Genomic DNA, 11,004 nt, shown 5'->3' on the forward strand with positions numbered 1-11,004 from the left:
GGTGGGTGGGGGAACAACCCCCGGCGCGGAGCGTCCCGAGCCTGGTGGGGACCGTTCAGGCCGTCCGCCCAGGACCCCGTATCGGGGTCGGGGGTTGCGCGCGTAGACTGCGCGCCGTGGCCAAAGTGACGCGGGACGACGTTGCGCGACTGGCGGGGACCTCCACCGCCGTCGTCAGCTATGTCATCAACAACGGCCCGCGACCGGTGGCCGCGGGAACGCGGGAGCGGGTGCTCGCCGCGATCAAGGAGCTCGGGTACCGGCCGGACCGGGTCGCGCAGGCGATGGCGTCGCAGCGCACCGACCTCATAGGCCTGATCGTCCCCGACGCCCGGCAGCCGTTCTTCGCCGAGCTGGCGCACGCCGTCGAACAGGCCGCCGACGAGCGCGGCAAGATGGTGCTGGTCGGGAACTCGGACTACCGGGACGAGCGCGAGGTCCACTACCTGCGGGCGTTCCTCGGGATGCGGGTCTCGGGCCTGATCCTGATCAGCATGGGCCCGAGCGAGGCCGCCGCCGCCGAGATCGACGCCTGGGACGCCCGGGTGGTGCTGCTGCACGAGCGGCCCGAGTCCATCGACGACGTGGCGGTCTACCTGGACGACATCGGCGGCGCCGAGCGGATCACCCGGCACCTGCTGGCCGACCACGGCTACCCCTACGTGGCCTGCATGGGCGGCATCGAGTCCACCCCCAAGTCCGGCGACCCGGTCACCGACCACGTCAACGGCTGGCGCCGGGCCATGGCGGACGCCGGCCTCCCCACCGAGGGCCGGCTGTTCCAGGCCCTCTACAACCGCTACGACGCCTACCGCGTCGCCCTCGACATCCTCTCGGGGCCGCAGCGGCCGCCGGCGCTGATGTGCGCCACCGACGACCAGGCCATCGGCGTGCTGCGCGCCGCCCGCGAGCTGCGGATCGACGTGCCCGGCGAGCTGGCCGTCGTCGGCTTCGACGACGTCAAGGAGGCGGTGCTGACCGACCCGCCGCTCACCACCGTCGGCTCCGACCGGCAGGCGATGGCACGCGCCGCCGTCGACCTGGCGATAGGCGACGCGGAGGAGGGCCAGGGCGAGCGGCTGCGGCAGTTCCCGGTCTCCCTCAAGATCCGCAGGTCGTGCGGCTGCGGCGACTGACCCGTTCCACCATCGAGTGAAAAGCGGGTCATGGACTTGGCTCCGCTCCGCCGGGCATGCTGGAGTCTGTGCGGAGAGTTGGAGGAAACCGCCATGAGCGTAGCGACCGTCGAGTACCACTGCGATGGGCGGCCTGACGTGAGCTGGGACGAGCTTCTCGGGGTGTTGGACGAGTTTGACACTCCCGATGGTTTCAAGGCGGAGATCATCGAAGGGGTCATCACCTTGGCACCGCCGCCGTCGAACGGGCATACCTACATCGCCACCGAGCTGCATGAGGCGTTGGTGCTTGCCAAGCTGCCAAAGGGGCTCGGAGTGATCCAGAACCTCGGAGTGGTGACACCGCGCAGGGAGGGCTACTACATCCCGGATCTGGTGGTCGCCAAGAAGGCGCTGATGATCTCGCCCGAGAAGATCCAGGCCGCCGACGTCGAGCTGGTCGTGGAGATCACGTCACCGAGCAACGCCCGCCATGACCGTCTTGCCAAGCGCGTCGGCTACGCCGTCGCCGGGGTGCCGCTCTATCTCCTGGTCGACGCGTTCGCGGACGGCGGGCCGACGGTGACGTTGTACGGCGAGCCGAACGGCGAGATGTACCGCGTCCTGCAGGCCGGCAAGTTCGGCGACACCTTCCACCTCCCCGAGCCCTTCGACCTGGACCTCGACACCGCCGGCTGGCACGTCGGCTGATTCCGTAGGAGATTCTGAGCCGGCGCTCAGGGTCCTCTCATCTTCGGGACGCACGCTCGTCCCATGAGCGAATACCAGGCAGCAGACCAGGGAAACGCCTACCCGCCCCGGCCGGAGTTCGAGCCGGTGGCCGGCACCGACGAGCAGCCGCAGCCGCCGCGTCACCGGCGGCGGGCCCGGCGGCCCGTGGCGTTGTTCGCGGCCGTGGCCATCGTGGCCGCGGCGGCCGGCGGCGGTACCGCCGCGCTCCTCGACTCCGTGACCGACGCGCCCGCCACCGCGACCGCGAGCTCCGGCACCAGCGCCTCCACCGTCTCCGTCGGCTCGACCGGCACGGTCTCCTCGGTGGCCGCGGCCGTCAGCCCCAGCGTCGTGGAGATCTCCACCGGCTCGGCGACCGGCTCCGGCGTGATCCTCACCTCCGACGGCGAGATCCTCACCAACAACCACGTCGTCTCCGGCGCCGGCACCGTGCGGGTCACCTTCAGCGACGGCTCGACCGCCACGGCCACCGTCAGCGACACCGACCCGGACACCGACCTGGCGTTGATCAAGGCCGAGGACGTCAGCGGCCTGACGGCCGCCACGCTCGGCGACTCCGACTCGGTGGCCGTCGGCGACCAGGTCGTCGCCATCGGCTCGCCGGAGGGCCTCACCGGCACCGTCACCAGCGGCATCGTCTCCGCCCTGCACCGCGAGGTCACCGTGGCCAGGGAGGACGGCGGCGGTAGCCAGGGGCAGTGGCCGTTCGAGTTCGGCGGCGGCCAGTACAACGGCGACCTCGGCTCGGGGAGCACCACCACCTACGAGGCCATCCAGACCGACGCCTCCCTCAACCCCGGCAACTCCGGGGGCGCGCTGGTCAACATGCGCGGCGAGATCATCGGCGTCAACTCGGCCATGTACAGCACGGGACAGGACTCGGGCAGCGCGGGTCTCGGCTTCGCGATCCCCGTCAACACCGTCAAGGAGTTCCTGGCCGGCGCCGGTTCCGACGCCGTCTCCGGTGACACCGCCTGATGCGAGACTTGCCCCATGAGTGACGGTTCCCGCGTCCTGATCGTGGACGACGAGCCCGCCGTGCGGGAGGCGCTGCGCCGCAGCCTGGCCTTCGAGGGGTACGCCACCGAGACGGCCGTGGACGGCGTCGACGCGCTGGCCAAGCGGGACACCTACGAACCGGACGTCATCGTGCTCGACGTCCTGATGCCCCGCATGGACGGGCTCACCACGGCCCGGCGGCTGCGCGCCGTCGGGGACCGGGTGCCGATCCTCATGCTCACCGCGCGCGACACGGTCGGCGACCGGGTCAGCGGGCTCGACGCCGGCGCCGACGACTACCTGGTGAAGCCGTTCGAGCTGGACGAGCTGCTGGCCCGGCTGCGCGCGCTGCTGCGGCGCGGCTCGTACGCCAGGGTCGGCGCCGACGGCGCGCCCGGCACGGCCGCCGACGAGTGGCTGGCCTTCGCCGACCTGCGGATGAACCCGGCGACCCGCGAGGTCACGCGTGGCGAGCGGGCGATGGAGCTGACCCGCACCGAGTTCACCCTGCTGGAGCTCTTCATGGCGCACCCGCGTCAGGTGCTCACCCGCGAGCAGATCCTGCACGCGGTCTGGGGCTTCGACTACGAGCCGAGCTCCAACTCCCTGGACGTCTACATCATGTACCTGCGCCGCAAGACCGAGGCGGGCGGCGAGCCACGGCTGCTGCACACCGTCCGGGGGGTCGGCTACGTGCTGCGCGCCGCCGAGTCATGAGGCGAGGGACATGAGGCGAGGGACATGAGGCACCGCTTCCGCGACCTGCCGCTGCGGTCCCGGCTCGCGCTGCTGACGGCGCTCGCCGTGGCGGTGGCGGTGGCGGTGTGCTCGGGCGTCGCGTGGTTCCTGGTGCGCGGCCAGCTGACGTCGTCGGTGGACGAGACGCTGCGGAGCAGCCGGGTGGACGCCCCGCCGCTGATCGCCAGGGTGCAGACGGGCCCCTGCGTGACCGACCCCGACCAGCTGCCGAGCGACCTGCCGCGCCCGCCGCTCGGCTTCGTCACCCAGGTGGTGAACGCCGACGGTGACCGCTGCCTGATCCAGGGCAGCGCGCTGCTCGACGTGTCGGACACGGACGTGGCGGTGGCCCAGGGCAGGTCGCCGGAGTCGCTGCACGACGCGACCGGCTCGGACGGCGCCTCCTACCGGGTGGTCACCAGGCAGCTCGCCTCCGGGTACGCGGTGACCGTCGCCAGGCCGCTGTCCGAGGTGGACGATCCGCTGCGGTCGCTGGCCGTGGTGCTGGCGCTGGTCGCGGCCGGCGGCGTGGTGGGGGCGGCGGGCGTCGGCGTGGCGCTGGCCAGGGCCGGGCTGCGGCCGGTCGACCGGCTGACCGAGGCGACCGAGCACATCGCCCGCACCGAGGACCTGAGCGTGCGGATCCCGGTCACCGGCGACGACGAGATCGCCCGGCTCTCGCGCTCGTTCAACTCGATGACGGCGGCGCTCGCCTCGTCCCGCGAGCTCCAGCAGCAGCTGATCGCGGACGCCGGGCACGAGCTGCGGACCCCGCTGACCTCGCTGCGCACCAACATCGAGCTGCTGGCGCGCAGCGAGGAGACCGGCCGGCCGTTGCCGCCCGAGGACCGGCGGCAGCTGATGGCCTCGGTGACGGCGCAGCTGACGGAGCTGGCCGCGCTCATCGGCGACCTCCAGGAGCTGTCCCGGCCGGAGCGGGTGGCGGGCAGCGGCCGGGTCGAGGTGGTGGCGCTGCACGAGGTGGCGGCGCGGGCCGTGGCGCGGGCCAGGCCGCGCGCGCCGCAGGGCATGCCGATCGACGCGGAGCTCGACCCGTGGTTCGTGCGCGGCGAGCCGGCGGCGCTCGAGCGGGTGGTGGTGAACCTGCTGGACAACGCGGTGAAGTTCGGCGCGGAGGGCCGGGACCCGCGGGCCGGGGTGGACGTGGTGCTGCGGGACGGGGTGCTGCTGGTCCGCGACCGGGGTCCGGGCATCCCGGCCGAGGAGCTGCCGCACGTCTTCGAGCGCTTCTGGCGCGCGCCCGGCGCGCGTCGGCTGCCGGGCTCCGGGCTCGGGCTCTCCATCGTGGCCAGGACGGTCCGCGAGTCGGGCGGCGACATCACGCTACGCCCGGCGCGCGACGGGGCGGGCGGCACGGAGGCCGTGCTGCGCCTCCCGGGCGCCCCGGTCCCGCCGCCCGAAGGCTAGGCCGTCGCGACGAGGCGGCGCAGCGCCGCCTGCGCCGGCGGGCCCCAGGTGGGCTTGCCGCCGGGGCGGCCGTGGACGCCGGCGTGGCCGACGAGGAGGCCGAGGAAGACGAACAGCAGCGCGTGGCCCCGGGCGCGGCGCAGGGTCGCGGGGTCCGGGGTCGGCCGGTAGGCGTCGTGGAAGCGGTCGACGGCGCCGTCGGGCAGCAGCAGCCAGGCGGCGGCGAGGTCGCGGGCCGGGTCGCCCACGCCCAGGGTGCCGAAGTCGACCACGCCGCAGAGCGTGCCGTCGGCGGTGAGGACGTTGGCCGGGTGCAGGTCGCCGTGGAGCCAGCGCGCCGGGCCGGTCCAGTCGGGGGCGGCGACGGCGTCCGCCCAGATCGCGCGCACGGCGTCGGGGTCGGGGACCAGCCCCAGCTCGACGGCCGAGGCGAGCTGGTGCTCGAAGAACCGCTGGGCGCCCTCGCCCAGCGGTGCTCCCCGCCCATCCGGGCTGACGGGCGCCCCCTCGGGCGCCGGCCGGTGCAGCGCGGTGAGGAAGCCGGCCAGCGCGTCGGCCGCCTCCGCGGCGCGGGTGGCGGGCGCGCGGTCGGCTGGTGCGCCCGGCACCCAGGTGGTGACGATCCACGGTCGGGGGAACCGCGCGGAGGGCGCGCCGAGGCGCTGCGGGACGGGGATCGGCAGCGGAAGGCGCGGGGCGAGGGACGGCAGCCAGGCGTGCTCCTTGAGCAGCAGGGCGTCGGCGGTCTCGGTCGCCCACGGCAGCCGGACCGCGAGGTCGTCGCCGAGCCGCCACAGCTGGTTGTCCCAGCCGCGCGCGCCGAGCCGCACGGGGCGGTCGGCCAGGTCGGGGTGCTGCTCGCGCAGCAGGTCCCTGACCAGCTCGGCGGTGACCTCGATCGGTGCGTGCGTCTCCGTCTGCGTCATGCCGGGCAACGCTAGCGACAGCTCGCCACCGGCACGCAGGAACCGGACACGTCCGACGCCTCCGACGCCTCCGACGGGTCCTCGCCGTCGGCGAGCAGGCGGACGGGGCCGCAGGCGCCGCTCTGGCCGCAGATGTCGTCGGGGTTGGCCAGCACGCAGCTCTCCAGGGAGAGACAGCCGCAGCCGATGCAGTCGGTCAGGCCGTCCCGGAGCTGCCGCAGGCGGTGGATGCGCCGGTCGAGGTCGGCCCGCCACGACTCGGAGACCTCGGCCCAGTCGTCCCTGTTGGGGGTGCGGCCCTCGGGCAGCCGGTGCAGCGCGTCGCGGATGGCGGCGAGCGGCATGCCGACGTTCTGCGAGACCCTGATGAACGCGACCCGGCGCAGCATGTCGCGGGCGTAGCGGCGCTGGTTGCCCGAGGTGCGGCGGCTGGTGATCAGGCCCTGCTCCTCGTAGAAGCGGAGCGCGGAGGTGGCGACGCCGCTGCGTTGGGCAAGCTGGCCGATGGTGAGTTCCTTCGCGATGGTGCTCTGGGGCATGCCGCCGAGCGTAGCGCAGAGCTCAAGTTTTCTTGAGGTTGACCTGAGGGGAGTGGCGCATGGGGAAGGCGGGGAGACTCGTCGCCATCAGCGATCTGCACGTGCGGTACGACGAGAACCGGGCGATCGTGGAGCGGCTGCGGCCGGCCTCCGACGACGACTGGCTGCTGGTCGCCGGGGACGTGGGCGAGCTGACGGGCGACATCGAGTGGGCGCTGACCCTGCTCGCCGAGCGGTTCGCCAAGGTGGTGTGGGTGCCGGGCAACCACGAGCTGTGGACGCCGCCCGACGACCCGGTGCGGCTCACCGGCGAGGCGCGCTACGCGTACCTGGTCGAACTGTGCCGCCGGCTCGGGATCGTCACGCCCGAGGACCCGTACCCGGTGTGGGAGGGCGAGGGCGGTCCCGCCGTGATCGCGCCGCTCTTCCTGCTCTACGACTACACCTTCCGGCCGGCCGGCACCCACACCAAGGCCGAGGCCCTCCGGGTCGCCGAGGACGCCGGCGTGGTCTGCACCGACGAGTTCATGCTGCATCCCGACCCCCACCCCGGCTTGGACGACTGGTGCCGGGCCAGGGTCGCGGCCACCGAGGCGCGGCTCGTCGCCGAGCTCCCCGAGGGCCTGCCCAGCGTGCTGGTCAACCACTGGCCGATCGTGCGCGAACCGACCCGGATCCTGCGCTACCCCGAGTTCGCGCTGTGGTGCGGCACCGAGGCCACCCACGACTGGCCGGTCCGTTTCCGCGCGGCCTCCGTCGTCTACGGGCACCTGCACATCCCCCGCGAGCTGCGCGTCGACGGCGTCCTCCACCAGGAGGTCTCGCTCGGCTACCCGCGCGAGTGGCAGCCGCGCCCCAGCACGCCGGGACGCCTGGTGCCGATCCTGCCGGCCGCGGCGGTGGGGCGGTGAGCGGGGTGCTCGGCAAGCTGCTGGCCGCCGAACCGGTGGAGGTCGTCGAGTCGTTCGGGGACCCGGCCCAGCCGCCGGAGCTGTTCCCCGAGGAGGCGGCGCACGTGGCCAACGCCGTCGACAAGCGGCGGCGCGAGTTCGCCACCGTGCGGCACTGCGCCCGCACCGCGCTGGCCGCCCTCGGCGGCCCCCGGGCGCCGCTGCTGCCCGGCGAGCGCGGGGCACCCGGCTGGCCGGCCGGCTTCGTCGGCTCCCTGACGCACTGCGACGGCTACCGGGCCGCGGCGGTCGCCCGCCGGGAGGCCGTGGCCGGCCTCGGCATCGACGCCGAGCCCGACGAGCCGCTGCGCGACCCGGGCGTGCTCGACCTGATCTCCCTGCCCGAGGAACGCCCGAGGCTGCGCCGGCTGGCCGCCGTCCATCCCGAAGTGTGCTGGGAGCGGCTGCTGTTCAGCGCCAAGGAGAGCGTCTACAAGGTCTGGTACCCGCTCACCGGGAAGTGGCTCGACTTCGAGGAGGCGGCGCTCGACTTCGATCCGGCGGCCGGCACCTTCACGGCCCGGCTGCTGGTGCCGGGGCCGGTCGTCGACGGGGTGCGGCACGACGCGTTCACCGGCCGCTGGCTGGCCCAGGACGGACTGCTCGTCACCGCGATCACGCTGCCGCGCGGCCGGTGAACGCCGATGCGGCCGGGCCCGCGCCGGGCCCGGCCGCATCAGTGGGCGCGTGCGGTCACTGGACGACGGTGACCCGGTCCGCCGCCGGCGCCGAGAGCGGCGCCCCGGCCGAGGAGTTGGCCGTCAGGTACTCCGCGAGCACCGCCATGTCGTCGTCGCCGACCAGCGGGTTGCCGCCGTCCGCCAGGGTGGCGAAGCCGTCGCCGCCGCCGGCCAGGAAGGAGTTGACCGCGACCCGGTAGGTCGCCGCCGGGTCCAGCGGCTCGCCGTCGATCCGCACCGAGTCCGCCACGATCCGTTCGGCGCCCGAACGGGTCAGGTCCAGCGTGTACGTCAGGCCGGCCGAGGGCTGGAGGATCTTCGGCGACGACTCGTTCACCCCGGTCACCTGCTCGCGCAGCACCTGGAGCAGCTGCTCGCCGGTGAGGTCGAGGAGGTTGACCGTGTTCGAGAACGGCTGGACCGTGAAGCCCTCGCCGTACGTCACCACGCCGTCGCCCTCGTCACCGGAGGCCGCGTACGTCAGGTCGGCGCGCACCCCGCCCGGGTTCATCAGCGCCACCGCGGCCGACGGGTCGAGCTCGCGGGCGTGCGCCAGCTGCGCGTCGGCGATCAGGTCGCCGAGCGGGAACTCGGGCGTGCCGGCGCCGCGGCCCCTGATGTCCTCCGAGATGTAGCCGATCGGCGCGTTCGCCACCGGTGCGGCCAGCTCGCTCCAGTAGTCGATCAGCGCGGTCAGGTCGGCGGCCGCCGGCTGCTCGCGGTCCACGACCCGGTTGCTGCCCTCGACCGAGGCCCGCACGATGTCGCCGGAGCGCAGGTCGTACTTCATGTTCAGCTCGGTGAAGAGCCGGCCGTTGGAGGCCGCCGACGTCACCAGGCGCTCCCGGCCCGAGGGGTCGGGGATGGCGCAGACGTAGGGCTGGTGGGTGTGGCCGCTGACGAACACGTCCACGGCGGAGCTGGCCTGCTCGGCGATGTCCACGATCGGCCCGGAGACGCCGCCGTCGGCGCCGCCCTCGCAGCGGTTGTTGTAGGCCGTGTCGGCCGGGTAGCCGCCCTCGTGGATCAGCACCACGACCGCGTTCACGCCCCGGCGGCGCAGCTCGCGCGAGTAGCGGTCGATGGTCTCGACCTCGTCCAGGAACTCCAGGCCCTCGATGCCCTCCTGGGTGACGATGTCGGCGGTGCCCTCCAGGGTCACGCCGATGAAGCCGACCCGGGCCCCGTTCAGGTTCTGCACCGAGTAGGGCGGCAGGATCGGGCGGCCGGTGTCCTCGTCCACCACGTTGGCCGCCAGGTAGGGGAAGTCGGCGCCCTCGAACTCGCGGCCCTCGACATAGCAGCCGTCCACCGGGTGGCAGCCGCCCTCCTGCAGCCGGGTCAGCTCCTCCCAGCCCTCGTCGAACTCGTGGTTGCCCACGCCCGCCACGTCCATCTCCAGCTCGTTCAACGCCTCGATGGTGGGCTCGTCGTGGAAGAGGCCGGACAGCAGCGGGGTGGCGCCGACCAGGTCGCCGGCCGCCACGGTCAGAGAGCGCCGCTGGCCCTCGCGCGCCTCGCGCAGCCCGGTCGCCAGGTACTCCACGCCACCGGCCGTGAGCTGCTCGGTGGTGCCGTCCTCGTGCCGGTGCGTGACCTGGCCGTTGGACCCGGTGGGCGGTTCGAGGGCGCCGTGCAGGTCGTTGATCGCCAGCAGCTGGAGGTCGACGGTGGGACCCGGCCTGGTTCTCGAGTCGTTGTCGGGCTGCGCCTGCGCGGCGGGCAGGGCGACGGCGAGCGCCCCGACGGCGGCCAACGTGGCGGCTCCCGCGGTCAGTCTGAACATCCGTGCATGCATGAGCGGCACCCTATTGGCTACGCGCGTAGCCCGGCAGGGGGATGTGTGTAACGGCGAGGTGAAAGGAAGTGAACGGGCGCATTCGGGAGGTGCGGGCCCGGGGTGTCCTACTGTCTAGAGCATGAGCGAGATCCTGATGCGCGATCAGGTGGAGGCGGACGAACTACGCCTGGTCCGGGAGCTGATCGAGGCCGCGGCCAAGGTCGACGGCCAGTACGCGGTGTCCGAACAGGGCCGGCTGCTGCTGCGGGACGGCCCGCGCGCCGGGGTGCGGCACCTGCTGCTGTGGGACGGGGACACGATCGCCGGCTACGCCCAACTCGACGGCACGGACGCCGTCGAGCCGCCGGCCGGCGAACTCGTCGTCCACCCGGAGCGGCGCGCCCAGGGCCACGGCAGGAAGCTGGGCCGGGCCCTGCTCGACGAGTCGGGCCACCGGCTGCGGCTGTGGGCCCACGGCGGCCACCCGCCGGCCCGCCACCTGGCGCAGGCACTCGGGCTCACGCTCTTCCGCGAGCTGCGACAGCTGCGGCGGCCGCTCGGCGGGCTGCGGACCACCGAGACGACGCTGCCGGCGGGCGTGCGGGTGCGGACGTTCGTGCCGGGACAGGACGACGCGGCCTGGCTCGCCGTCAACGCGGCGGCGTTCGCGCACCACCCCGAGCAGGGCTCGCTCACCCAGCGTGACCTCGACGCGCGCAAGGCGGAGCCGTGGTTCGACCCGGCCGGCTTCTTCCTCGCGGAGCGGGAGGCGGACGGCGAGCTGCTCGGCTTCCACTGGACCAAGGAGCACCGGGCCGAGGGCCTCGGCGAGATCTACGTCCTCGGCGTCTCGCCGGCGGCGCAGGGCCTCGGCCTGGGCCGCGCCCTCACCACGACCGGCCTCCGCCACCTCGCGGGGCGTCCCGGCCTCGACACGGCCATGCTCTACGTCGACGCCGACAACGGCACGGCGGTCCGCCTCTACGAGTCCCTCGGCTTCCGCACCTTCGAGGTGGACCTGATGTACCGCACGGAATCCTGACGAACCGCCGCCCGGGCCTGGCGGCCCGCTGTCGCGGCCCCCCACCCCCCCCCC

General features: G+C 73.8%; 11 protein-coding genes. 8 read left to right on the forward strand and 3 right to left on the reverse strand.

Annotated elements, in window-relative coordinates:
* Nucleotides 1–116 precede the first annotated feature (116 nt).
* The 5 genes from RNC47_RS34710 (at nucleotide 117) to RNC47_RS34730 (ending at nucleotide 5,033) form a co-directional block, all read left to right on the forward strand.
* Nucleotides 117–1,136: a LacI family DNA-binding transcriptional regulator gene (locus tag RNC47_RS34710; RefSeq protein ID WP_311604697.1), complete on the forward strand. Its 1,020-nt coding sequence runs from the start codon at nucleotides 117–119 to the stop codon at nucleotides 1,134–1,136.
* A gap of 93 nt (nucleotides 1,137–1,229) precedes the next feature.
* Nucleotides 1,230–1,826: a Uma2 family endonuclease gene (locus RNC47_RS34715; RefSeq protein WP_311604699.1), complete on the forward strand. Its 597-nt coding sequence runs from the start codon at nucleotides 1,230–1,232 to the stop codon at nucleotides 1,824–1,826.
* A gap of 63 nt (nucleotides 1,827–1,889) precedes the next feature.
* Entirely contained in the window at nucleotides 1,890–2,846 is a 957-nt protein-coding gene (locus RNC47_RS34720) for a S1C family serine protease (protein WP_311604700.1), read from the forward strand.
* A gap of 15 nt (nucleotides 2,847–2,861) precedes the next feature.
* A complete protein-coding gene (locus RNC47_RS34725) occupies nucleotides 2,862–3,584 on the forward strand; it encodes a response regulator transcription factor (protein ID WP_311604701.1) in 723 nt (240 codons plus the stop codon).
* 24 nt (nucleotides 3,585–3,608) lie between these two features.
* Nucleotides 3,609–5,033 carry a sensor histidine kinase gene (locus RNC47_RS34730; RefSeq protein ID WP_311604703.1) on the forward strand — a complete coding sequence of 475 codons (1,425 nt, stop codon included), beginning with the start codon at nucleotides 3,609–3,611 and terminating at the stop codon, nucleotides 5,031–5,033.
* Here RNC47_RS34730 and RNC47_RS34735 read toward each other — a convergent pair.
* Both RNC47_RS34735 and soxR read right to left on the reverse strand, forming a co-directional pair.
* Nucleotides 5,030–5,959, reverse strand: a complete 930-nt coding sequence (locus RNC47_RS34735; protein WP_311604705.1) for an aminoglycoside phosphotransferase family protein — start codon at nucleotides 5,957–5,959, stop codon at nucleotides 5,030–5,032. The two genes, RNC47_RS34730 and RNC47_RS34735, sit on opposite strands and share 4 nt — an antisense overlap.
* A gap of 11 nt (nucleotides 5,960–5,970) precedes the next feature.
* Nucleotides 5,971–6,498 carry a redox-sensitive transcriptional activator SoxR gene (gene soxR, locus RNC47_RS34740; protein ID WP_311604707.1) on the reverse strand — a complete coding sequence of 176 codons (528 nt, stop codon included), beginning with the start codon at nucleotides 6,496–6,498 and terminating at the stop codon, nucleotides 5,971–5,973.
* Between the two features lie 59 nt (nucleotides 6,499–6,557).
* Here soxR and RNC47_RS34745 point away from each other — a divergent pair, with 59 nt between their 5' ends.
* Nucleotides 6,558–7,409, forward strand: coding sequence for a metallophosphoesterase family protein (locus tag RNC47_RS34745; protein ID WP_311604709.1), 852 nt, complete (start codon nucleotides 6,558–6,560; stop codon nucleotides 7,407–7,409).
* A 5-nt stretch (nucleotides 7,410–7,414) separates the two neighbouring features.
* On the forward strand, nucleotides 7,415–8,086 hold the full coding sequence (locus RNC47_RS34750) for a 4'-phosphopantetheinyl transferase family protein (RefSeq protein ID WP_311604714.1): 672 nt from the start codon (nucleotides 7,415–7,417) through the stop codon (nucleotides 8,084–8,086).
* A 55-nt stretch (nucleotides 8,087–8,141) separates the two neighbouring features.
* Here the strand turns inward: RNC47_RS34750 and RNC47_RS34755 are convergent, their stop codons facing one another.
* Nucleotides 8,142–9,914 carry a bifunctional metallophosphatase/5'-nucleotidase gene (locus RNC47_RS34755; protein WP_311604710.1) on the reverse strand — a complete coding sequence of 591 codons (1,773 nt, stop codon included), beginning with the start codon at nucleotides 9,912–9,914 and terminating at the stop codon, nucleotides 8,142–8,144.
* 148 nt (nucleotides 9,915–10,062) lie between these two features.
* Between RNC47_RS34755 and mshD the strand changes: the two genes are divergently transcribed.
* Nucleotides 10,063–10,950 carry a mycothiol synthase gene (gene mshD, locus RNC47_RS34760; RefSeq protein WP_394814948.1) on the forward strand — a complete coding sequence of 296 codons (888 nt, stop codon included), beginning with the start codon at nucleotides 10,063–10,065 and terminating at the stop codon, nucleotides 10,948–10,950.
* The last annotated feature ends 54 nt before the right edge of the window (nucleotides 10,951–11,004 follow it).

Origin of the sequence: Streptomyces millisiae, from assembly GCF_031845425.1 — a bacterium.
Classification (GTDB): domain Bacteria; phylum Actinomycetota; class Actinomycetes; order Streptomycetales; family Streptomycetaceae; genus Streptomyces; species Streptomyces millisiae.